Source organism: Erythrobacter sp. BLCC-B19 (assembly GCF_028621955.1).
In the GTDB taxonomy this organism is placed as follows: Bacteria; Pseudomonadota; Alphaproteobacteria; order Sphingomonadales; family Sphingomonadaceae; genus Erythrobacter.
The window spans coordinates 1,041,816-1,062,505 of record NZ_CP117516.1 but is presented as its reverse complement, the minus strand read 5'-3'; the positions used below and the strand labels follow the sequence as shown (position 1 = coordinate 1,062,505).

Sequence of the window (20,690 nt, the reverse complement as noted above, 5' to 3'; positions counted from 1 at the left end):
CGCATTGCTCTTCGCTTGCTGGGACCAGGTGAGCCAATGAAAAAATTCAGGGCGTCAGGACGCGATGGTCTCCCCAGCGGCTCACGGGATGAGAAAGCTTGATGCCAACCGCCGCGTCTGACGATATCGACATCCTCGAAAAGGCCAAGCGTATGCTCGCGCCGGACTATGTGCCGAGCGAGGACGAGGAATACATGAACGAGCGCCAGCAGGCCTATTTCCGGATGCTGCTGCTCGAATGGAAGCGCTCGATCCATTCCGCCGCCGGGCAGACGCTGCAATCGCTGGCCGATGGTCCGATCCGCGAAGCTGACCTCACCGACCGCGCCTCAAGCGAGACCGACTGGGGCATCGAACTGCGCACCCGCGACCGGCAACGCAAGCTGGTGTCGAAGATCGACGCGGCGCTGCGGCGGATTGATTCGGGCGAATATGGCTATTGCGAGGTCACCGGCGATCCCATCGGGCTGCGTCGTCTGATCGCGCGGCCGGTGGCGACCATGACGGTCGAGGCGCAGGAAGCCCACGAACGCCGCGAAAAGGTCTCGCGCGACGACTAGGCGTAAAGGGCTGGCGGACAGCTTGTCCCGGCTTGGTACGCCCTTGCAAACAGGGAGTTTGCGCAGGGCAATCTTTACGCCTTGTTAACCGCAAATGCGGCACCACGCTCGCTATGCCGCGGTGCCATTTGTTGCGCGCCGCACAGGTCGCAAGACAATGTTCTGCCAAGGAGGCCTTGCAGCAATGACAGGGGTTGAGACACGCAGCGTCGCGCGCGACAGCCTGTTTCTGCTGGCTGATATTCGCGTCGAGCAGGGCACCGAAGTCCACCGGGTGCGGGTGCGCAACCTGTCGGATGGCGGGATGATGGGTGAGGGGCAGCTGCGCGTCCAGCGCGGCAATCGCCTCGCCATCGAGCTGCGCAATATCGGCGAAGTCGGCGGCACGGTCGCCTGGGTTCAGGACAGTCGTTTCGGCATTGCCTTCGACGAAGAGATCGATTCCCAGAAGGCACGGCGCCCGCTTCAGGCCGGTGACACGCCGGCGGCCGCGATCGTCAAGCCTTCGTGGGCGCACCGCGCTCCGCCCCCGCCCGAGCCGGGCCGGTTGCGCAAGATCTGATCGTCGCATCAGGCGGCACCCACCGCTTTCCTGCACCCCCCGCTGACCCGCGCGCCGCAACCTGCTAGGCAGGCAGCGATGCGATTCTGGCTGACTTTGCTTGCTGCGCTGGCAACGGCGTCCTGTGGCCCTTCGAACGGCGGCGGAACGGTCGAAGTGGCGATGATCGGCGCGCGCGAAGACCCCTTTGCGCAAGGCGTCCGCTTGCCGGCTGCGGCGCAGCATATGCGCGGGGCGACGCAGGAAGGGCTGGTCGGCCTCGACGCGGCTGGTCAGGTGGTGCCCGCGATTGCCGAACGCTGGATCGTCACCGATGACGGCCTGAGCTACATCTTCCGCCTGCGCGACACCACCTGGCCGGACGGCGAGGCGATCACGGCGGTCGATATCCGCCAGCAATTGCGCACCGCAATCGACCGGACACGGGGCACCTCGCTGGGGCTTGATCTGGCCAAGGTGCGCGATGTTCGCGCCATGACCGGGCGCGTGATCGAGGTGCGCCTGTCCTCGCCCATGCCCGATTTCCTGCGCCTGATGGCGCAGCCCGAACTGGGCTTCGTCAGGAGCGGCAGCGGCGCAGGGCCGATGGCGATGTCGCGCGACGATGCCATCAAGGGTGCCCGGCTGACCGCGCTGCCCCCCGAAACGCGCGGTCTGCCCGCGCGCGAGGATTGGGAAGAGCTCGCCCGCCCCATCGCTGTCCGCGCGCTTTCGGCCAAGGATGCCGTCGCGGCCTTTTCTCGCGGGGACGTCGATCTGGTGATGGGCGGGACGCTCACCGATTTCCCCCAGGCAGAGGTCGGCCCCCTGTCGCGCGGGACCGTGCAGGTCGACCCGGCGATTGGCCTGTTCGGGCTGGTCGTGCGGCGCGAGACCGGGTTCATGGCCGACCCCGGCCGGCGCGAGGCCTTGTCGATGGCGATCGACCGCGCCGCACTGATCCAGAGCTTCGGCATCAGCGGCTGGCGTGACAGCAGCTGGATCGTCCCGCCGACCCAATACAGCGCTCCGCCCTATGAGGACGACCGGTGGGATGGCGCCTCGCTTGACGATCGGCGCCGCATCGCCGCCGCGCGCGTCCGTGCCTATGCCGGCTCGGGCGGTAAGGCGGTGGTGAAGGTGGCCCTGCCGCGCGGGCCGGGCAGTGTCCTGCTGCTGCGTCAGCTCGCCGAGGCATGGGGTGCGATCGGGGTCACGGTCAAGCGCGCCGCACCGGGCGAGGCCGCCGATCTCGAGCTGCGCGACACGCTCGCCCGCTACACATCGCCGCGCTGGTATCTCAATCAGTTCAATTGCAGCCTTGGGGCAGGCCTGTGCGCACCGCGGGCCGACGCGCTGGTGCGCCAGTCCCTCACCGAGCCCGATGCCGCCGCGCGCGAGCAGCTGCTTGTCGAAGCCCATGCCGCGCTCGTCGAACGCGAAGTCTACATCCCGCTCGGTGCGCCCGTGCGCTGGGCGCTGGTGCGCGCCTCGATCCGGGGTTACCTGCCCAACCCCTGGGGCTTGCACCCCTTGTTCCCGCTGTCGCAGCCCACCACATAATGCGGTATGGAACAGCCCATGCCCCGCCGCCCCGAGCCCATGACCTTCAACCTGCCGACCGGCAACGATCCGGCCTCGGTGCGCGCCCGCGTGGTCGCGCTCGAGCGGCTGCTTGAACGCAGCTTCACCATCCCCGGCGTGAATATGCCGGTGGGCCTCGACGCGCTGGTCGGCCTTGTGCCGGTGCTCGGCGATGTCGTGACCACGGCGATGGGGGCGTATATCGTGTGGGAAGCCAAGAACCTCGGCCTGCCCAAGTGGAAGCTGGCGCGGATGGGCATGAACGTCCTCTTCGATACGGCGATCGGCGCGATCCCGCTGATCGGCGATGCCGCTGACCTTGTGTTCCGTTCGAACTCCAAGAACCTGCGCATCCTCATCAAGCACATCGACGCGCACCATCCGCAGACCCGCGTGATCGAGGGCTAGTTTCCTCAGGCGACGCGGCGCGCTAACAGTCTCGCATGAGCGCCGATGTCACCTATGCCAGCTATCTCGATCTGGGCCGCATCCTCGCGGCCCAGCACCCTGCCTCCGAGGCGCATGACGAGCTGCTGTTCATCATCGTCCACCAGGCGAGCGAGCTATGGCTCAAGCTGTGCCTGCACGAGTTGACCGCTGCGCGCGAGTGCATCGAGGCTGATGACCTCAGGCCCGCCTTCAAGATGCTCGCCCGGGTGGCGCGGGCGCAGCAGCAGCTGATCCAGAGCTGGGATGTGCTCAGCACCATGACCCCGCATGATTACTCGGCGATCCGCCCGCACCTGGGCGCGTCCTCCGGGTTTCAGTCGGCGCAGTACCGGATGATGGAATTCATGCTCGGCGGGCGCGACGGCAAGCACGTGCGCCTCCACAAGTCGAACGCCGACTGGGCCGAGCGGCTGGAGGCGGAACGGTGCCGCGCGAGCCTTTATGACGCGGCGATCCGGCTGCTGGCGCGGCGGGGGCTGGTGATCGACGCGGGCGTGCTGGCGCGCGATCCGTCTGCGGCTTACGTGGCCGACCCCAGCGTCGAAGCGGCATGGGCGGCGATCTATCGCGACCCGCAGGCGCACTGGGATCTGTATGAATTGGCCGAGAAGCTGGTGGACCTCGAATACCACTTCCAGCGCTGGCGCTTCGGGCACCTGAAGACCGTCGAGCGCATCATCGGCTTCAAACGCGGCACGGGCGGCACGCCGGGGGTGCCCTATCTGGAAGGGGTGCTGAAGCAGGCCTTCTTCCCCGAGCTCCTCAGCGTCAGGACGGCGATATGACCCCCGAGGCGCGCGCCGCCGACTTCGACGCCGCCGATCCGCTGGCGGGCTATCGGGAACGCTTCACCCTGCCCGAAGGGGTGATCTACCTCGACGGCAACTCCTTGGGCGCGCTGCCCAAGGCGACCCCGGCGCGGTTGCAGGCTGTGATCGAAGGGGAATGGGGTGAGGGGCTGATCCGCTCATGGAACGACGCGGGCTGGTTCGACATGGCGGGCCGCGTCGGCGGCAAGATCGCGCCGCTGATCGGTGCGCAGCCGCACGAGGTGATCGCCTGCGATTCGACGAGCGTAAACCTGTTCAAGCTGATCGCCGCCGCGCTCGCCATGCGACCCGGCCGCAAGGTCGTGCTGTCCGAGCCGGGCAACTTCCCGACCGATCTCTACATGATCGCAGGGCTGGAGGCGCAAGGCCTCGCCACCCGGCGGCTGGCGGAGCGAGACAGGCTGGCCGAGGCGCTGGGCGATGATGTCGCGCTGCTGATGCTGACCCATGCGCATTACAAGACCGGCGCGCTCCACGACATGGCCGCGCTCACCCGAGCCGCGCATGAAGCGGGCGCGCTGGTGCTGTGGGACTTGTCGCACTCGACCGGCGCGCTGCCGGTCGATCTCAATGGCGTGGACGCGGATTTCGCGGTCGGCTGCGGCTACAAATACCTGTGCGGCGGGCCGGGTGCGCCCGCTTTCGCCTTCGTCGCCGAGCGGCATCATGCGGCATTGCAGCAACCGCTCACCGGCTGGTTCGGCCACGCCGCGCCTTTTGCGTTCTCGGACGATTACGCGGGCGCTCCCGGTATCGAGCGGCTGCAATGCGGCACGCCCCCGGTGCTGGGGCTGGCGGCGCTGGAAGTGGGTGTCGATCTGATCGCGGAAATCGGCGTCGGCCGGCTTTACGCCAAGTCGCAGGCGCTTTCGGAGTTCTTCCTCGAAAGCCTGATGGCGCATGATGTGACGCTGGAGCTGGTCAGCCCGCCGCGCGCCAGCGACCGGGGCAGCCAGCTCTCCTTCCGCCACCCCGAGGCCTACGCGATCTGCCAGGCGCTGATCGCGCGCGGCGTGATTGGCGATTTCCGCGCGCCCGATGTTCTGCGGCTGGGCTTCGCGCCCGCCTACCTGAGCTTCGCCAACATGGCCGCCGCCGCTCGCCACCTCGCCGAGGTGCTGGCAAGCGGCGAATGGCAGCGCGAAGAGTTCAACCAGCGCGCGGCGGTTACCTAACCAACCGTCCGATCCGCCTTGTCGGCAGCATTGGTGCCCTTGATCATCGCGCGCAACTGCTCCCACTCGGCATCGCCCAAGGCGCTGAGCATCGGGTAGAACGTCCCGCCATTGGCCTGGAAGCCCGCGCCGTCGATGGCGATGGTCTGGCCGTTCACATATTCCGCGCCCGGCCCCATCAGGAACACCGCGAGATTGGCAAGCTCATGCATCTCGCCCGCGCGGCCCATGGGATTGAGGTTGTTCCCCGAATTGCCGCCCGCGCCGCCCGGATGCAGTCGCGCGCTCATGCCCTTGGTGGGGAAGAGGCCGGGGGCGATGGCATTGAAGCGCAGGCCATAGCGGCCCCACTCGGTCGCAAGGCTCTGGGTCATGGCGTTGATCGCGGTCTTGCTCATGGCGCTCGGCACCACGAAGGCGCTGCCCGACCACACCCAGGTGGTGAGGATCGAGAGGAAACTCGCCTTCTTCTTCTCGGCAATCAGCCGCTTGCCGATGTCGAGCGTGACGTAGAACGTCCCGCGCATCACGATGTCGGCGATGGCGTTGAAGCCGTTGACCGAGAGGTCCTCGGTGCGGCTGATGAAGTTGCCCGCGGCGTTGTTGACCACGCCGGTGAGCGCCCCGCCATCGGCCCAGATCGCGTCGACCATGGTGTGGATCGCGTCCGCATCACGGATGTCGCAGGCCATGCCGACAATCTTGCCGCCGTGGAGCGCGGTCAGTTCGGCGGCGGTCTCGTCCAGCTTGTTCTGGCGGCGGCCGCAGATGTAGACGGTCGCGCCGAGCTTGAGGAAGGCTTCTGCCATCTCGCGCCCAAGGCCGGTGCCCCCGCCAGTCACGAGAATGCGCTCGCCTGCCATCAAGCCGTCGCGGAACATCAGTTTCGAAGCGTCCATTGGTCGTGTCCTCTGTTGTCGTCATTGCGAGCCGCCGCAGGCGGCGCGGCAATCCATGGCCCGCCATCAGCGGCTCGGGGGAAGGGCCATGGATTGCTTCGTCGTTTCACTCCTCGCAATGACGAGGAGGGGTTTGGTCAAAGCCCCAGTACGGTCTTGGCAATGATGTTCTTCTGCACCTCGTCCGATCCGCCGAAGATGGTCGACGCGCGGTTGTTGAGGAACTTGCCCATCGCGGTCTGGGCATATTCGCTGCCCACCGGCTCGGGCGCCTCGTTGCCGTAGAGCGGGCGTTCCAATGGCAGTTGCAGCGCATCCGGTCCGAGCAGCTCCAGTCGCAGCACATCGACCTTCTGGCCGATGTTCGATCCCAAGAGCTTCACCAGCGAGGTCTGCGGACCGGGCGCCTTGCCCTTGGCGAGTTCGGCGAGGATGCGCAGCTCGGTCACTTCCAGCGCCTCGGCCTCAAGCCGCACGCGGGCGAGCCGGTCGCGGAAGCGCGGGTCATGCGCGATCGCGCCGTTGACGCCCGAGGGCTGGGTCTGGGCGAGGTTCTCGAGCCGGTCGATGCTCTGGAGCAGGCGCGGGGCGTAGCACGATCCGCCGCGCTCGTTCTCGAGCAGGAACTTGGCGATGCTCCATCCGGCCCCCTCGGCCCCGATGCGGTTCTCCTGCCCGGTGCGCGCGTCGGTGAAGAACACCGCGTTGACCTCGTGATCGCCCGACATCGAATGGATCGGCGTAACGCTGACGCCCGGCTGGTCCATCGGCACCAGCAGGAAGCTGATCCCCTGCTGCTTCTTCACGCTCGCATCGGTGCGCACCAGCGCGAAAATCCAGTCGGCGTGGTGGGCGTGGGTCGTCCAGATCTTGGAGCCGTTGATGACATATTCATCGCCCTCGAGCCGCGCCGCAGTCTTGAGGCTGGCGAGGTCGGAGCCTGAGCCGGGTTCGGAATAGCCCTGACACCAGTAATCCTCACCCGAAAGGATGCGCGGCAGGAAACGCGCCTTCTGTTCGGGCGTGCCGAATTCGCAGATGACGGGGCCGACAAGGCGCAGGCCGAGGATCGCCAGGGCAGGCGCGCCGGCGAGCGCACATTCCTTTTCGAAGATGAACTTCTGCGTCGGCGTCCAGCCGGTGCCGCCATCTTCCTTGGGCCAGTGCGGGGCGACCCAGCCCTGCTTGTAGAGGATGCGGTGCCATTCCATCCCGATATCGGGCTCGACGAAGACGCCGGGCGTGCGACGCGCGCCATCGCGCAGCCGTTCGGGCAGGTTGTCCTTGAGGAAGGCGCGCACTTCCTCGCGGAAGGCGATGTCCTCGGGCGAGAAGTCCATGTCCATTCGAGTCAATCCCAGTTGCGATCCCGCAAGATACGCCGCAGCGCCCCTGCCAGCTTCAATTCCCGTCCCGCATGGCCCAGCGGATCGTCCGCCGCAGCAGGTCATAATAGACGTCGTAGTTCCAGGCGCACATTTCCTTGTGCGGGTAGAAGTCGGCCATGCCCGGAAGATCGTAATGCCCCCGGCAATGCCCCAGCGCATTGTATACGATCTGGCCTGCGCCAATATCCCTCGTATAAACGATAGGCACGGTGGTCTTGCCCCACTGGCTTTGCGTGAACCCGGTCGCCTCGCCTTCGAAGGTGGTCTGCATCAGCGTGTCGATCGGCGCGGTGGTCTTGGAGAGGTAGAGTTCGTCCACTACCTCGAAATCCGCGATGCCGCGGGTCAATTCGTGGTCCTTGTTGACCACCTCGACCGGGAACTTGTCGATCGGCGGGTGGGCGACGAACTGCGTGCCGAGCATTTCCATCACGTCGGGCCGCTCGTCGGGCGCATCGACAAGACCCTCGGCGGTGAAGACGAGGATGGAATTGGTGCCGTGGAGCGCCATCCACTTGCCGCCCTTCTCCATCCACGCCTTCAATTGCGCGGCTTGCTCGCGGGTCGGCATAAGATCGCAGGTATAGGTGATGAGGAAGCGGCACTGGTCGAGCCGCTCCAGCCCCGAATAGTCCGCCGCCACGGTGGTGCGGATGTGGGGATGCTCGGCCAGCAGCTTGAGGATCTCGAGCCGGGGGTAATCAATATCGTGATACTTGCCCGCGGCGATGAAGTGCGCGTCGATGCGGGTGGCAGGTTGTGCGCCCATGCTTAGCTCCTGATGCTGCCGCCACCATCGACGGTAAAGTCGCAGCCGGTGGTGAAACTTGCGTCGTCAGAGGCGAGGAACACCACCGCGCGGGCGACTTCCTCGGGCTCGCCGATGCGGTTCATCGGGTGGGTCGCGGCGAAGTTCGCCTCGATGTTTTCCGGCGTGTCGGCGCCCGAGAACTGGTAGCGTTCATACATCGGCGTGCGGATCGCGCCGGGGTGCACCATGTTGACGCGGATCGGCAGGCCTTTTTCCGCGCAATCGAGCGCAGCGCTTTGCGTCAGGCCGCGCAGACCTGTCTTGGAGGCGGAATAGGCTGCGACGAAGCTTGCCGGGCGCAGCGCGATCATCGAGCCGATGTTGACGATGGCGCATTTCTCGCCGCTGGCGACCATCGCCGGGATCGCGGTGCGCATCCCGTAGAAGGGGCCATTCAGGTTGATGTCGATGGTGCGCTGCCACACGTCGAGCGTGCCGTCGGTGATCGTGCCGGGCTCGGAAATGCCCGCGATGTTGCACAGCACGGTGAGCTTGCCGAAGCGGGCTTGCGTGGCCGCGACGGCGGCCTCCCATTGCGCAAGATCGCGCACGTCCAGCGCGGTCGCCGCCGCGCGCTCGCCCAGTTCAGCCGCCAGCGCCTGGGCCTTCTCCAGCTGCACATCGCCCAGCATCACGCTGCCGCCCTCGGCCACGATCAACCGCGCGACCGCAGCCCCGATCCCCTCCGCGCCGCCCGAAACGAGCGCGACCTTGCCCTGCATCCTGCTCATTCGCGCTCCAGAATAGCGACGCCCGACAGGCCGGGTGCGCCGTAGACGTGGGAATAACCGAAGCGCACCTTGCCGGGCACCTGCCGCTCACCTGCGCGGCCGCGCAACTGGGTGACGTTCTCGTAGACCTGCCTGAGGCCCGAAGCGCCAATCGGCTCCCCGCAGGCGAGGCACCCGCCGTCAGTGTTCACCGGCAGCTTGCCGCCCCCGATCTCGGTCCAGCCATTGGCGAGCCATTCCTCCTGCTCGCCATCCTTGCAGAAGCCGTTTTCGGCCATGTGCATGATTTCCGCGCCGCTTTCGGTGTCCTGCAGCTGCGCGACCGAGATGTCCTCCGGGCCGATCCCGGCCTTCTCGAAGGCGGCCTTGGAGGCGAGGACCGTGGGTTTTCCGCCTTCCTCGATGCTGATGCCGGCCTGGAACACCTCGAAGGAGTTGGGCGGGCGGGTCTTCACCGAAACCGCGCGGATCTTGACCCCGTCTGCGCCCAGTTCCTTCATCTTCTTCTCGCTGGCGAGGATCAGCGCCACCGCGCCCTCGGCGGGCGAGCAGAACATATACTTCGTGAGCGGATCATTGATCATCGGCGCGTTCATGATCGTGTCGAGATCGACTGGGCTCCTGCGCCACGCATGGGGCGTGATCGTGCCGTTGCGGAAGGCCTTCTCCGCGACACGCCCCAGCGTCGTGCGGCTGATGCCATGGAGTTGCATGTAGCGCTGGATTTTGAGCGCGAAGAACTGCGTCGTCAGCATCATCCCGGTCTGGCCGTACCATTCGGGCAGGCCATAGTCGGATGGCTTGGCGTTGAACGCGCCCCTCGGGTGCTTGTCGAAGCCGACCGCGAGCGCGAGATCATACATCCCGCTCGCAATCGCCTGCTGCGAGGCCGCGAGCGCGCTGCCGCCGGTGGCGCAGCCATTGGCGACGTTGGTGAAGGGGAGGCTCGTCAGCCCCAGCTCGTTGACCATGATGTCAGCATTGCCCGCCGCTGCCGAGCCGCCATAGGCGCATTCGATGTCGGGCCATTCGAGGCCCGCATCGGCGAGCGCCTCGCGCACGGCATAGACGCCCTGTTCGCGGCCCGAGCGGCTGTCGGTGCGGCCGAAGGGGTGGATCCCGGCGCCGATGATATAGACGTTCTCGCTCATGCGGCTTTGCTTTCGCTGGCGGTGGCAGGACGGAAGGCGAAGGTGTCGTAGCGCGCGTTGAACGGCACGATGCAGAATTCGAGCTCCATGCCGAGATGGAGGTCTTCCAATCGCGCGTCGACGATGCGGCTCTCGACGATCACTTCGCCGGGCAGCTCGACATAGCCCAATAGGAATGGCTGGAAATCGGGCGGGCCTTCGCCGGGGCCGGAGCCTGGGCCTTCATAGGGCTCCTTGGGCAGGAAGCCCTGGCTCGTCCACGACCACAGCGTGCCGCGGCGCGACAGCTTGTAGGGCTCCACGCCTTCCGCCGCATCGCCCACAGGCATCGGAAAGACGATCTGGCCCGAAGGCAGCCTGCCGCCCATCAGATGCGGCTGCGCCCCGTCGCTCCACAGGTTCGGGTCGATCTTTTCGCCCATTGTTCAGTCCCCCTCAGGCCCGCGTCATGCCGCGAGCGCATATTCCGCAAGCACGGTGTCGACGTCGCCGAACAGCCGCGCGAGCACCAGCACGCGCTTCAGGGCGTGACCAATGGCCAGCTCGTCGGTGATCCCCATGCCGCCATGCATCTGCACCGCCTCACGGGCGATGGCATCGACGTTCTCGCCGATATAGGCCTTGGCCCCGGCCGCCGCCTTGTGCCACTTTGCGGTGTCGGCACGGTCGGCCAATGCTGCGCGGTAAAGCATTGATCGGGCTTGCTCTTCCTTGGCGTAGCAATCGACCAAGCGGTGCTGCAAAGCCTGGAAGGAACCAATCGCAACGCCGAACTGCTCGCGCTCTTTCACATAGGCGAGCGTGTCGTCGAGGAGGCGCTGGCCGAGCCCCACCATTTCCGCTGCCGCATAGAGCCTGAGGTCGGCCACGATGCCATCGAGCGCTGCCGGATCGAGCCCCAGCTTCGCGCTCGCTGGCGTGCGGGTCAGCTTGATCTCGCCCGCGATGCTGCCGTCCGCGAGGCGATAGGCGCGCACTTCCAGACCGGGCGCATCGCGCGGCACCAGGAAGCAGGCGGTCTCCCCGCCAAGATCGGCGGTGACGATGAACAGGTCGGCCATCAGCGCGCCCATCACCATCGTCTTCTCGCCAGTGAGGGTGAAACCGTCCCCGGCGGCGTCGGCCTTCATCCCCTTGGCCTTGAGGCTGTAGCGCTGCCCGCGTTCCGTCCACGCGAAGGTGACGAGGCTCTCGCCCGACAGCACGCCGTCTAGCACCGCGCCAGCGCCGCCGCGTTCGAGCAGCAGGGCGGGCAGGATGCCGTGTTCGAGCAGCGGATCGGGCGCGTTCGCCTTACCGATGGCCTCGCACACCAGCGCCAGATCGACCGGCGAACCCGCCATGCCGCCCGCATCCTCGCCCGCGGCGAGCGCGATCAGGCCCATCTCGGCAAGGCTTTGCCAGCGACCGCGATCATAGCCGGTGGGCGACAGGCGAAGCTTGCGCCGCGCTTCGACATCGATCGGCGCAGCGAAGCGCTCGACCGAGGTCACGAACATCTGCTGTTCTTCGGAAAGGTCGAAATTCATGAGGCTCAGGCTTTCCGCGTGAAGGTGATCGGCAGGTGGGTGACACCGCGCAGCAGGATGTTGGGGAGGATGCGGATTTCCTTCTCGTCCGCGACCGCGAAGTTATCGAGCCGTTCGAGCAGCTCGTCGAAGGCGACCAGCATTTCCTTGCGGGAGAGCATATTGCCCACGCACATATGCGGCCCCTTGCCGAAGCTGAGGTGGGTGCGGGCATTGGCGCGTTCGATGTCGAAGCGGTCGGGATCGGGAAACTTCGAAGGGTCGCGGTTGGCTGCGGCATAGCGCAGCTGCACCACCGCACCGTTCGGGATTTTCATCCCCCCAAGCTCGGTGTCCTGCTTGACGATCCGCCACATCCCTGCGGTCGGCGTTTCGTAACGCAGCGCCTCTTCGACGAGGTTCATGATGACCTTGGGGTCGCGCCCCCCGGCGGCCGCCTTGGCCTTGGCCATCTGGTCGGGATTGCGGATCAGCTGGAGCAGGCCGCCCGCGAGCGTCGAAGTGGTGGTCTCGTTGCCGGCCACCATGAACTGCTGCATCAGCGACATGATCTCGGGATCACTGAGGGGCGTCTCGCCCTCGACGCGGGCTTCGACCAGATCGGTGAGGAGGTCATTGCCGCCATTGGCGCGGCGGTCGTCGATCAAGCCCTTCATATAGTGCTGGAACTCGACGAGGCTGCGCGCGCATTCGAGCTTGCGCTCATGATCGACCATCTGGCTGAAGCGGTCGACCGCGGCATCCGACCAGCGCTTGACGCGCTTGGGATCGTCATCAAGCCCGATCTGCCCGGCGATCATCGCCACCGGCAGCGGCACGCCGAATTCCTCGACGAATTCGCAGTGGCCGCGGTCGGCAAAGGCTTCGATCAGGTCGATCGACTTCTGCCGCATATCGGCCTCGATCGCATTCACGCGGGGGGCCGAGAAGGCGAGGTTGACGAGCTTGCGGTTGCGGGTGTGCACCGGATGATCGGCGGTGAGCAGGGTGGGCAGGTCAGGCCAGCCTTCCGCGAGGATCGCCTGAATGTCCTCGTCGGCCTCGCGGCCCATCAGCGCGGTGAAGTCGTTGGAGAAAATCTCGGGCTTGGCCGCCGCTTCGCTGCACAGGTCGTAGGAATAGACGACCCAGGTGTTCATGCCTTCGAGGTGCTCGATCGCGATCCCGGCTTCGTGGATGGCGCGGTAGTAGTCGAACGGATCGATCAGCGTTTCGGGCGCAAAGACATTGCCTTCAGGCTTGTTCATGGGAAGCGGCTCCAGACCCACGGGTTATCATGGGGCAAGCCTAGCTGCCCTCGCGCCCCGGATGCGATGCGCGTTTGTGTTAGGATTGCGCGGTGCGCATCACTGGCCGGCGAATTCGCGCTGGAATTCAAGCATATCGAAATAGTCGCGCCAGGCGCTGATGCGGCCGTCGGCATCGATCTCGAAGGTGCCCATGACACGGATTGCGGCATGGCGGCCGTCCTTGAAGGTGAAGCCATCGGTGCGCTCGGTCAGGACGGTGTTGCCGTTCGCAGCGATGGCGTGGGTCTGCCAGTCGCATCCTGCGAGATTGACGAAAAAGCCTTCGACCATCGCGCGCATTTCGGCGGTGCCGTTGACCGGTTCCATCGGGATGTTGTGGTAGACGATGTCGGGCGCACACAGCGCCATCATCGCGTCGATATCGCAGGCGTTCCAATGGCCGATAAAGGCCTCGACGGTTTGCTGGGGTGTCATGTTGGTCCTCCCGAAATGTAATCGAGCGCCTGCCGCAGCATCTGGCGCACATGGGGGTTGGCATAGGTGGCAGGGCCGTCGCCGCATTGCAGGTAGACGAGCGGGGCGGGGCACTTGCGGCTTTCCCAGGCGATGCAGTTGCTGCCCGGCGGGTGGTTCCAGCCTTCATTGCTGAACATTGCCCCGGCAACAGCCAGCGCGGCGGAGTAGAAGTTGGTAGCCGTGAAAGCGAAGCCCTCGGCCCGGACAAGCGGCGTGAAGGCGTTCTCATCGATGGGGCAGAGATAGAGTTCGTCGGTGACGGGGAAGCGTTCCGGCAAGCCCCGCACGACCGGATGATCGGCCACGACCCGCGCTTGGTAGCTCACATCGTGACGGTAGCCGGAGTCCAGCCCGTGTGCGCCGGGCTGATAGTGGAACTGCCCGCCCAGCCATTCATGCCACTGAGGCCACTCGGCCCACCCGGCAATCGCATGGTGCATCGCCACCGCGCCCTTGCCGGCGGCAAAGCGCGCGGTGATCGCGTCGCGCAAGGCGGGCGGCGGCGGGCGGGTTGTCACCGTGCCCGCGCCGAAGCTGTAGCCCGCCATGTCGTAGAACAGCAGCGCGTCGGCCGCGGTGATGGCCTCTGCCGCGTCCGCCGCGCCGCCTTCGGGGTGGATCAGGTGGGTGATGTCCCATTCGCCGAGACTGTGCAGGAGTTCGTCAAACGGGCCTGCCTCGTAAGGATGGCCTCCTGACAGCACGAGCAGCGAACGGGTCATCGGTCTCAGGCGATCTTGAGGATCATCTTGCCGTCATTCGTGCCAGCGAACAGCCGCATGAAGCTGTCGAAGGCGTTCTCCAGCCCCTCGTCGATATGCTCGTCGATGGTGAGGCGGCCCTGCGAGGCCCACACGCCCATCTGCGCTGCACCTTCGGCAAAGCGCGGCACGTAGTCGGCGACGAGCAGCCCGCGGATATGCGCGCGCTTGACGATCAACTGCCACAGGTTGCGGATGCCGCGCGGCTCGGTGTTGTATTCGCTGATGAGGCCGCACAGGCCGATGCGCGAATGGAGGTTGAGGTTCATCAGCCCGGCATCGAGGATGATCCCGCCGACATTCTCGAAGATGACGTCGACCCCGTCCGGGCAGGCTGCGGCGATGGCAGCGGTGAGGGCGGCTTCGTCCTTGCCGCGGTAGTCGATGGCGGCATCGAAGCCGTATTTCTCGGTGAGCCGCGCGCACTTCGCCGGGCCGCCCGCGATCCCGACCGCGCGGCAGCCGTGGATCTTGGCGAGCTGGCCGACAAGGCTGCCGACCGCGCCCGCCGCACCCGAGACCAGCACGGTCTCGCCCGCCTTGGGCTCGCACACATCGAGGAAGCCGAAATAGGCGGTCATTCCGACCGCCCCGAAGATCGAGAGGTAGTTGGTGACGCTCGGCACCAGTGAGGGGTCGATCGGCTGGGTGAAGCCGCCCGCGACGCCGATCGAATAGTCTTCGAGCGCGTTGAGGCCCATCACCCACTGGCCGGGTTCGAAGCCCTCGGCGCGGCTTTCCTCGACCACGCCGATGGTGCTGGCGCGCACCGGATCGCCCAAGGGGATCGGCGGCATATAGTTGCCCTCGGCATCCATCCACCCGCGCATCGCCGGATCCAACGAGGCGTAGTGGTTGCGGATCAGGAACTGGCCCTCTTCCAGAGCGGGGGTAGGCTCGGTGACGAGCGCGAAGTCATCGGGAACGGGCGTGCCTTTCGGGCGGCGCTGGAGGAGGAAGCGGCGGTTCTGGGGCATGTCAGTCTTTCGATTTGGGTGAAAATCAGGCCGGTTCGAGCTTCACCGGAATGGCGCTCTGAAGCGATTGGCCGGTGATCGGATCGTAATCGACCACCTCGCTCACCAGCCGGTTGGTCGAGGAGCCGCGCTCGCGCACATCCTCCTTCGTCGCATCGGCATCGCCATAGGCATGGGCCATCGAGACGATCCCGCGCCGCACCTTGTCGCTCGCCTTGACGACCCCGTGAATGGTGGCGTGGGGGCTGGTGATCGCCACCAGTCCGCCTTCCTCGAGGCCCAGCGCGGCAATGTCGTCGGGGTGGATGAAGGCGGGGTTGGTGGTGGTCTTGGCTTGCAGCTTCTTCAAGGGGTGGCCGATCGAGTTGAACCGCGTCTTCGAGCGGCGGCTGATCAGCCGGAAGTCGAAGCCCTCGCGCGCGGCGCTGGCGTCGGCATATTTGAGGATTTGCGAGGGCATCGCCCCCACGGCGAGATCGAAGCGGTGGAACTCGCTCTCGTCGACCGGCTCCACCTTGGGGTGCTTTTCGGGATAGAGCACCGCCGCCCCGCCATTGGCCGCGCAGTCCTTGCGCACCTGGCTGGGCGGCACGAGGCAGCCGGTCACGGCCAGGTCGAGGAACTCCTGCTTGGTGGGCTTCCTGTCCATCGGCAGCGGGCCGCCCGCGAGGTTCATCTGGATGCCGAGATGGTGCGCCAGCGTCCAGAACATCTCGTATTCGTCGATGCAATCGCCCGGCGCCTCCACCACCGCCTCGGTGTAGCGGGCATAGGGTTCTTCATGCCACCATTCGGAGAGGCTGGTGATGTCCTCGCGCTCGAGGCATTGCGAGGGCGCGAGCACCACCGTGGCGCGCTTGGCGCTGGCGCTCATCCACGGGTCGATCTGCACGAACAGCTCGAGATCATCGAGCGCGCGGGCCATCTTGGCCTGATCGGGGAAGCCCACCACCGGATTGCCGCCAACCGAAATCAGCGCGCGCACCTGGCCTTCGCCGGGGGTGAGGATTTCATCGGCGAGCACGTTGCAGGGCATTTCCCAGCCCAGATGCCCGAGGCCGCGGAAGCGCGACTTCGGCATCCCTTCCGCGCCGAACATCGGCACAGGCGGGCCGACCTGCGCGCGCCGGGCGTTCTGGTAAGGACTGAACACGCCGGGGATCGCGGCCTTCTCGCCCTCCTGCTTGAAGCGGGCGCAGATGGTGTTGAGGCAGACCACGAGATACTCGGTCAGCGTCCCGTTACCCGCCATTTCAGGGCCGGTGCCGGTGACCGCGCAGCCCTTCGAGCCGGTCGCGAACATCCGTGCGGCGGCGACCAGTTGATCTGTGTCCAACCCTGCACGTTCGGCGGCGACTTCGGGCGGGAAGGCCTTCACCGCCTCCGCCAATTCGTCGAAGCCGTCGACATGCGCGGCGACGAAGTTGCGGTCGTAGAGGCCTTCGCTGATGATCACATTCAGCATCCCCGCCAGCATCGCCGGATCCTCGCCCGGCTTGACCGGCAGGTAGATGTCGGCAAGCCGCGCGACATCGCTCTCGCGCGGGTCGGCGACGATGAGCTTCAATCCCTTGGCCTTCTGATCGCGGATGCGGCGCGAGGGACTGAAGGGCGGGACGCCGCCGACGGGCGCGTAGTGCGAGACGATCGGGTTGTTGCCGATGAAGAAGGCGACGTCGCTCTCCGAAAAAGTATTCGGCCCCGCCATCCACTTGCCATAGCGCGCGGTGGTGAAGACCTTGGCGGGCTGATCGAGCGTTACCGAGGTGTAGAAATTGCGGCTTCCCACCGCTTGCGCAAAGCTCAGTGATGCGGCCATCGCGGCCGAGTTCTGGAAGCCGCCCGAACCCATGAACACCGCCACCGAATGAGGGCCGTGCTGGTCGATGATCCGCCGCAGTTCCGACGCCACATGGGCGAGCGCCTCGGGCATCGGGGTCGAGACGAATTCGCCGTCCGCGTTCCTCACAAGGCTGTGATGCAGGCGGTTTTCCGAATTGTGGCTGTCGGGCAGCTCGCGCCCCTTCATGCAGGTGTAGCCGCCATAGGCCGGATCGTCGGGATCGCCGCGCACTTCGACGACCTTCCCGTTTTCGACATCGACTTCCATCGCGCAGTTGGCATGGCAGAAGCGGCAGAAAGTCTTGTGAGTCTCGACGCCCATCATCTCTCTCCTTGGAGAGCGCAAACTACCACAGGGGGCAGGGGGCTCGACTGATACTTTTGTCCGTGGAGAGCGCGGCGGCGCGCCCGCAATAGGGCAGGCAAACAATTCTCTGACAGATGGAGCGATACCCGATGCCCACCACCACCCGCCAATGGCTCCTGAACGGTCACCCGCGCGGTCGCGGGATCGAGATCGACAATGATTTCAAGCTGATCGAAACCCAGCTCCCCGATCCTGCCCCGGGCGAGATGCTGCTCAAGACCCATTATCTCGGCTTCGATCCGGCGCAGAAGGGCTGGATGGAGAACATCGCCGATTACGTTGCGCCCATGAACATCGGCGACGTGATGCGCGGCAGCGGGATTGCCGAGGTGGTCGCCTCCAACGGCGGCAGGTTTGCTGTGGGCGACATGGTGTTCGGCACCACCGGCTGGACCGAATATCTCGTCACTGACGGCAAGGAGCTGACCAAGGTCGAGACCGAAATCTCGCCCACCGCCGTGCTCTCGGTGCTGGGGACGACGGGGCTGACCGCCTATTGCGGGCTGTTCAAGGTGGGCAAGCCGGTGGCGGGCGATACCGTGCTGGTATCGGGCGCGGCGGGGGCGACGGGAAGCATCGTCGGCCAGCTCGCGAAGATCGCAGGGTGCCGCGTGGTCGGCATCGCGGGCGGGCAGGACAAGTGCGACTGGCTGGTGGGCGAGGCCGGCTATGCCGCCGCGATCGACTACAAGGCGGGCAATGTGAAGGCGCAGATCCGCGAGCTGTGCCCGCGCGGCGTGGACGTGATCTACGACAATGTCGGCGGCAAGATCCTGAACGATATGCTCGCCTGCATCGCCACCGGTGCGCGTGTGGTGATCTGCGGCGGGATCAGCCGCTACGAGACGGGGAGCCTGCCTGCCGGGCCTGAGAACTACTTCAACCTCGTGTTCCGGCGTGGCACCATGGCGGGCTTCATCGTGCTCGACTGGGCGAGCGAATTCCCCGGCATCCGCAAGCGGCTGGAAGGCTTCGTCAAGGATGGCAGCCTGAAGTATCAGGAAGACATCCAGCACGGCTTCGAAAACGCGCCGACCACCTTGCAGCGGCTGTTCAGCGGGCAGAACCGGGGCAAGCAGCTGCTGAAGCTCTAGGCCAGATCCTCAGGGTAATTGACGTTCATCAGCGGCGCGGGAAGCGTGACCCGCCGCGCGCCAATATGGTCGGCGAAGCGGTAGAGCGAGCGGCCGCCGCCGGCCATGAAGGCTTCGAGCGCGGCGGCGGCCCCGGCCGGCCATAGCCCGACCACCGGCTGGCTCTCGACAATCGCTGCCCCGTCGCCTGCAAGGCAGATGGCCAGATCATGCGGCAGATCGGGCGCGTCGACACCTGCGGACAGGACATGGGAAAAGCCCTGCTCCCCCGCATGGCGCAGCGCCGCCGCGAGGCCGCCGAGCGGGCCAAGGCCGACCTCGGGCCAGTCGCGGATGCAGCGGAACCCCGGCTCTTCACGCCCGCAGACGATCAGGCCAGCGCACTGGGGCACCATCGCGTCAGCCACCCGGTCGATCAGCCGCGCGCCTTGATAGAGCGCCTGCGCCTTGTCGCTGCCGAACCGCCGCGCCTGTCCGCCGGCCAGGATCGCTCCCAGCAGCCTAGTCAAATGCTTCGGTCGCTTGCCCTTCGGCATTGTAGACCGGCCCCTCCGCATCGACACGGTACTTCTTGCTGACCGCCGCCGTGATGCCGAACTTGCCGATATGATCGCGCATCCCGGTATAGGCCGGATCGCGGAAATGGGCGGCGAGGTCTTCCTCGCTTTCCCATTCCTCGAACACATTGACCCTGGCGGGGTTCATCGAACAGGCGCTCCAGTCGTAGTGGATGCAACCCTTCTCGGCGAGCGCGGCCTCGATATGCGGGCGCGCGCTGCGCAGCGCTTCCTCGCGCTGGGCGGGGTCGAGGTCGATCTGCGCGGAAATCACGATTTTTGCCATTGGGTTAGCCTTCCACTCCGAATTCCGCGACGATCTTGAACGTGCGGCTGGTGAACAGCCAGCGCCCATCGACCTTTTTCAACTCGTCTTCATACAGCCCGCCGACATGGCGCGCCTTGCCGTCCTTGGGCTTCAAAATTTCCTGCGTCTGCACCCGCGAACGCGCCGTGTCGCCGGTGACTGCGATCATGCAGGGGACGCAGTGGAAGCTCACCGCCTCCAGCCCTGACATGGCTCCGTTCCAGAAGGCCACGATCGCGTCCTTGCCCTTGGTCTTGTGGCCCATCAGATCCCAATCGGCATCATCGGCCCACACCGTCGCCCAGGTGTCGGCATCGATCCGCACCACGCCATCGGCATAGGTGCCGTTCAATTCATGGATCGCCACGCGATCTTCGAGTGGGCCGGTAAACATGGTTCTCTCTCCCTTGCTGGTTCCGGCTATCGGCCCCCAGACCGCCAAGCGACAATGCCCACTTTTGGGAAGGGTGAGGGCGCGTCCGGGCGTGTTACTCCACGCAGCAAGAGAGGAGACACATCATGGGACAATTGCAGGGCAAGACCGCCGTCATTCTGGGTGCGGCATCGGAGGGCAACATGGGCCAGACCATCGCCCGGCTGTTCGCGAAGGAGGGCGCGAAGGTCATGGTCGCGGGCCGCAAGGAAGCGCCGCTCGCCGCGCTGGCACAGGAAATCGGGGGCGCATACGCCCTGTGCGACATCGCCAGGAAGCCCGAGGTCAATGCCATGGCCGACAAGGCGGTCGCCACGTTCGGGCGGGTCGATATCGCGATCAACACCACCGGCTGGGGGCTGCTCGCCAGCATGGAGGAGATCACCGACGAACAGCTCGACCAGATCGTCGACCTGCAGTTCAAGGGCGTGCACCACTTCCTCCAGGCTTTCGTCCGGGTCATGTCGGCCCAGCAACCCACGGGCGGATCACTGATTTCCCTGTCCTCGGCCACCACCAAGGCGATCATCACCAACCACGCGGCCTATATCGGCACCAAGCGCGGCAGCGAGGCGCTGATCGAGTGCGTGGCGAATGATTACGGGCACCTCGGGATCAAGGCCAACACCGTCTCCCCCGCCTTCACCGACAGCCCGATGACGCATGACAGCTTTCAGGTGCCGGGCCTGACCGATGCCTTCCTGCCGCGCTACCCGATGGGCAGGCTCAACACGGTGGATGACGTGGCGCACGCCTGCCTGTGGCTCTCGACCGATCAGGCCTATGTCACAGGGGCCAACATCCAGCCCAATGGCGGCCTTATCATGCGCGGCAATCCGCAAGCCCATGACGTTGCCGCCGCCGTCGGCGCGGCGATGGCGAAGCTGCAAAGCTAGGCCTGCTTGCGCCTGCGATGTTCCACGTGAAACATCGCAGG

23 protein-coding genes are annotated in these 20,690 nt (G+C 66.0%); 8 read left to right on the top strand and 15 right to left on the bottom strand.

What is annotated here, in order from left to right:
- Nucleotides 1-101 precede the first annotated feature (101 nt).
- From dksA to kynU, 6 genes are all read left to right on the top strand, one after another.
- The gene (dksA, locus tag PS060_RS04785; RefSeq protein ID WP_273985868.1) at nucleotides 102-560 is read left to right on the top strand and encodes an RNA polymerase-binding protein DksA; all 459 of its coding nucleotides are present in this window, start codon (nucleotides 102-104) and stop codon (nucleotides 558-560) included.
- 184 nt (nucleotides 561-744) lie between these two features.
- Nucleotides 745-1,122, top strand: a complete 378-nt coding sequence (locus PS060_RS04780) for a PilZ domain-containing protein (protein ID WP_273985867.1) — start codon at nucleotides 745-747, stop codon at nucleotides 1,120-1,122.
- A gap of 78 nt (nucleotides 1,123-1,200) precedes the next feature.
- On the top strand, nucleotides 1,201-2,664 hold the full coding sequence (locus tag PS060_RS04775) for an ABC transporter substrate-binding protein (protein ID WP_273985866.1): 1,464 nt from the start codon (nucleotides 1,201-1,203) through the stop codon (nucleotides 2,662-2,664).
- Between the two features lie 18 nt (nucleotides 2,665-2,682).
- Nucleotides 2,683-3,093, top strand: a complete 411-nt coding sequence (locus PS060_RS04770; protein ID WP_273985865.1) for a DUF4112 domain-containing protein — start codon at nucleotides 2,683-2,685, stop codon at nucleotides 3,091-3,093.
- A 35-nt stretch (nucleotides 3,094-3,128) separates the two neighbouring features.
- On the top strand, nucleotides 3,129-3,920 hold the full coding sequence (locus PS060_RS04765; protein WP_273985864.1) for a tryptophan 2,3-dioxygenase: 792 nt from the start codon (nucleotides 3,129-3,131) through the stop codon (nucleotides 3,918-3,920).
- On the top strand, nucleotides 3,917-5,140 hold the full coding sequence (kynU, locus tag PS060_RS04760) for a kynureninase (RefSeq protein WP_273985862.1): 1,224 nt from the start codon (nucleotides 3,917-3,919) through the stop codon (nucleotides 5,138-5,140). The genes PS060_RS04765 and kynU overlap by 4 nt, the downstream gene beginning before the upstream one ends.
- Here the strand turns inward: kynU and PS060_RS04755 are convergent.
- The 12 genes from PS060_RS04755 to PS060_RS04700 all read right to left on the bottom strand — a co-directional run bounded on the left by PS060_RS04755 (nucleotide 5,137) and on the right by PS060_RS04700 (nucleotide 17,320).
- Nucleotides 5,137-6,039, bottom strand: coding sequence for an SDR family oxidoreductase (locus PS060_RS04755; RefSeq protein WP_273985861.1), 903 nt, complete (start codon nucleotides 6,037-6,039; stop codon nucleotides 5,137-5,139). The genes kynU and PS060_RS04755 overlap by 4 nt on opposite strands.
- Nucleotides 6,040-6,176: 137 nt before the next feature.
- Nucleotides 6,177-7,385: an acyl-CoA dehydrogenase family protein gene (locus PS060_RS04750; RefSeq protein WP_273985859.1), complete on the bottom strand. Its 1,209-nt coding sequence runs from the start codon at nucleotides 7,383-7,385 to the stop codon at nucleotides 6,177-6,179.
- Nucleotides 7,386-7,440: 55 nt separating this feature from the next.
- Nucleotides 7,441-8,196 carry a ThuA domain-containing protein gene (locus tag PS060_RS04745; protein ID WP_273985857.1) on the bottom strand — a complete coding sequence of 252 codons (756 nt, stop codon included), beginning with the start codon at nucleotides 8,194-8,196 and terminating at the stop codon, nucleotides 7,441-7,443.
- Nucleotides 8,197-8,198: 2 nt separating this feature from the next.
- A complete protein-coding gene (locus PS060_RS04740) occupies nucleotides 8,199-8,969 on the bottom strand; it encodes an SDR family NAD(P)-dependent oxidoreductase (protein WP_273985855.1) in 771 nt (256 codons plus the stop codon).
- Nucleotides 8,966-10,120, bottom strand: a complete 1,155-nt coding sequence (locus PS060_RS04735; RefSeq protein WP_273985854.1) for a thiolase family protein — start codon at nucleotides 10,118-10,120, stop codon at nucleotides 8,966-8,968. Before PS060_RS04735 ends, PS060_RS04740 begins: the two co-directional genes overlap by 4 nt.
- Nucleotides 10,117-10,542 carry a Zn-ribbon domain-containing OB-fold protein gene (locus PS060_RS04730; protein ID WP_273985852.1) on the bottom strand — a complete coding sequence of 142 codons (426 nt, stop codon included), beginning with the start codon at nucleotides 10,540-10,542 and terminating at the stop codon, nucleotides 10,117-10,119. Before PS060_RS04730 ends, PS060_RS04735 begins: the two co-directional genes overlap by 4 nt.
- A 24-nt stretch (nucleotides 10,543-10,566) precedes the next feature.
- Nucleotides 10,567-11,649 carry an acyl-CoA dehydrogenase family protein gene (locus PS060_RS04725; RefSeq protein ID WP_273985851.1) on the bottom strand — a complete coding sequence of 361 codons (1,083 nt, stop codon included), beginning with the start codon at nucleotides 11,647-11,649 and terminating at the stop codon, nucleotides 10,567-10,569.
- A 5-nt stretch (nucleotides 11,650-11,654) separates the two neighbouring features.
- Complete coding sequence (locus PS060_RS04720) at nucleotides 11,655-12,896, bottom strand: cytochrome P450 (protein WP_273985850.1); 1,242 nt, start codon at nucleotides 12,894-12,896, stop codon at nucleotides 11,655-11,657.
- A gap of 99 nt (nucleotides 12,897-12,995) precedes the next feature.
- Nucleotides 12,996-13,373 (bottom strand): limonene-1,2-epoxide hydrolase family protein, encoded by a 378-nt coding sequence (locus tag PS060_RS04715; RefSeq protein WP_273985849.1) that lies wholly within the window; start codon nucleotides 13,371-13,373, stop codon nucleotides 12,996-12,998.
- Complete coding sequence (locus PS060_RS04710) at nucleotides 13,370-14,137, bottom strand: ThuA domain-containing protein (protein ID WP_273985847.1); 768 nt, start codon at nucleotides 14,135-14,137, stop codon at nucleotides 13,370-13,372. Before PS060_RS04710 ends, PS060_RS04715 begins: the two co-directional genes overlap by 4 nt.
- 5 nt (nucleotides 14,138-14,142) lie before the next feature.
- Nucleotides 14,143-15,153, bottom strand: a complete 1,011-nt coding sequence (locus PS060_RS04705; RefSeq protein WP_273985846.1) for an NADP-dependent oxidoreductase — start codon at nucleotides 15,151-15,153, stop codon at nucleotides 14,143-14,145.
- 25 nt (nucleotides 15,154-15,178) lie between these two features.
- Nucleotides 15,179-17,320, bottom strand: coding sequence for a molybdopterin-containing oxidoreductase family protein (locus tag PS060_RS04700; protein WP_273985845.1), 2,142 nt, complete (start codon nucleotides 17,318-17,320; stop codon nucleotides 15,179-15,181).
- Between the two features lie 131 nt (nucleotides 17,321-17,451).
- On the opposite strand from PS060_RS04700, the gene PS060_RS04695 reads away from it, so the two are divergent.
- Nucleotides 17,452-18,456 carry an NADP-dependent oxidoreductase gene (locus tag PS060_RS04695; RefSeq protein WP_273985842.1) on the top strand — a complete coding sequence of 335 codons (1,005 nt, stop codon included), beginning with the start codon at nucleotides 17,452-17,454 and terminating at the stop codon, nucleotides 18,454-18,456.
- On the opposite strand, the gene mobA is transcribed toward PS060_RS04695, so the two are convergent.
- From mobA to PS060_RS04680, 3 genes are read right to left on the bottom strand one after another with little or no spacing between them, the layout of a single operon-like run.
- The gene (gene mobA / locus PS060_RS04690; protein ID WP_273985841.1) at nucleotides 18,453-18,965 is read right to left on the bottom strand and encodes a molybdenum cofactor guanylyltransferase; all 513 of its coding nucleotides are present in this window, start codon (nucleotides 18,963-18,965) and stop codon (nucleotides 18,453-18,455) included. The two genes, PS060_RS04695 and mobA, sit on opposite strands and share 4 nt — an antisense overlap.
- Entirely contained in the window at nucleotides 18,958-19,299 is a 342-nt protein-coding gene (locus PS060_RS04685) for a putative quinol monooxygenase (protein WP_273985838.1), read from the bottom strand. Before PS060_RS04685 ends, mobA begins: the two co-directional genes overlap by 8 nt.
- A 4-nt stretch (nucleotides 19,300-19,303) precedes the next feature.
- Nucleotides 19,304-19,714: a nuclear transport factor 2 family protein gene (locus PS060_RS04680; protein WP_273985837.1), complete on the bottom strand. Its 411-nt coding sequence runs from the start codon at nucleotides 19,712-19,714 to the stop codon at nucleotides 19,304-19,306.
- Nucleotides 19,715-19,839: 125 nt separating this feature from the next.
- Between PS060_RS04680 and PS060_RS04675 the strand changes: the two genes are divergently transcribed.
- Nucleotides 19,840-20,649 carry an SDR family NAD(P)-dependent oxidoreductase gene (locus tag PS060_RS04675; protein WP_273985835.1) on the top strand — a complete coding sequence of 270 codons (810 nt, stop codon included), beginning with the start codon at nucleotides 19,840-19,842 and terminating at the stop codon, nucleotides 20,647-20,649.
- Nucleotides 20,650-20,690 lie beyond the last annotated feature (41 nt).

Bases quoted from the DNA above. Each gene is read 5' to 3' on its own strand.
- dksA (WP_273985868.1), top strand. From the start codon at position 102: ATGCCAACCGCCGCGTCTGACGATATCGACATCCTCGAAAAGGCCAAG.
- PS060_RS04780 (WP_273985867.1), top strand. From the start codon at position 745: ATGACAGGGGTTGAGACACGCAGCGTCGCGCGCGACAGCCTGTTTCTG.
- PS060_RS04775 (WP_273985866.1), top strand. From the start codon at position 1,201: ATGCGATTCTGGCTGACTTTGCTTGCTGCGCTGGCAACGGCGTCCTGT.
- PS060_RS04770 (WP_273985865.1), top strand. From the start codon at position 2,683: ATGCCCCGCCGCCCCGAGCCCATGACCTTCAACCTGCCGACCGGCAAC.
- PS060_RS04765 (WP_273985864.1), top strand. From the start codon at position 3,129: ATGAGCGCCGATGTCACCTATGCCAGCTATCTCGATCTGGGCCGCATC.
- kynU (WP_273985862.1), top strand. From the start codon at position 3,917: ATGACCCCCGAGGCGCGCGCCGCCGACTTCGACGCCGCCGATCCGCTG.
- PS060_RS04755 (WP_273985861.1), bottom strand. From the start codon at position 6,039: ATGGACGCTTCGAAACTGATGTTCCGCGACGGCTTGATGGCAGGCGAG.
- PS060_RS04750 (WP_273985859.1), bottom strand. From the start codon at position 7,385: ATGGACATGGACTTCTCGCCCGAGGACATCGCCTTCCGCGAGGAAGTG.
- PS060_RS04745 (WP_273985857.1), bottom strand. From the start codon at position 8,196: ATGGGCGCACAACCTGCCACCCGCATCGACGCGCACTTCATCGCCGCG.
- PS060_RS04740 (WP_273985855.1), bottom strand. From the start codon at position 8,969: ATGAGCAGGATGCAGGGCAAGGTCGCGCTCGTTTCGGGCGGCGCGGAG.
- PS060_RS04735 (WP_273985854.1), bottom strand. From the start codon at position 10,120: ATGAGCGAGAACGTCTATATCATCGGCGCCGGGATCCACCCCTTCGGC.
- PS060_RS04730 (WP_273985852.1), bottom strand. From the start codon at position 10,542: ATGGGCGAAAAGATCGACCCGAACCTGTGGAGCGACGGGGCGCAGCCG.
- PS060_RS04725 (WP_273985851.1), bottom strand. From the start codon at position 11,649: ATGAATTTCGACCTTTCCGAAGAACAGCAGATGTTCGTGACCTCGGTC.
- PS060_RS04720 (WP_273985850.1), bottom strand. From the start codon at position 12,896: ATGAACAAGCCTGAAGGCAATGTCTTTGCGCCCGAAACGCTGATCGAT.
- PS060_RS04715 (WP_273985849.1), bottom strand. From the start codon at position 13,373: ATGACACCCCAGCAAACCGTCGAGGCCTTTATCGGCCATTGGAACGCC.
- PS060_RS04710 (WP_273985847.1), bottom strand. From the start codon at position 14,137: ATGACCCGTTCGCTGCTCGTGCTGTCAGGAGGCCATCCTTACGAGGCA.
- PS060_RS04705 (WP_273985846.1), bottom strand. From the start codon at position 15,153: ATGCCCCAGAACCGCCGCTTCCTCCTCCAGCGCCGCCCGAAAGGCACG.
- PS060_RS04700 (WP_273985845.1), bottom strand. From the start codon at position 17,320: ATGATGGGCGTCGAGACTCACAAGACTTTCTGCCGCTTCTGCCATGCC.
- PS060_RS04695 (WP_273985842.1), top strand. From the start codon at position 17,452: ATGCCCACCACCACCCGCCAATGGCTCCTGAACGGTCACCCGCGCGGT.
- PS060_RS04685 (WP_273985838.1), bottom strand. From the start codon at position 19,299: ATGGCAAAAATCGTGATTTCCGCGCAGATCGACCTCGACCCCGCCCAG.
- PS060_RS04680 (WP_273985837.1), bottom strand. From the start codon at position 19,714: ATGTTTACCGGCCCACTCGAAGATCGCGTGGCGATCCATGAATTGAAC.
- PS060_RS04675 (WP_273985835.1), top strand. From the start codon at position 19,840: ATGGGACAATTGCAGGGCAAGACCGCCGTCATTCTGGGTGCGGCATCG.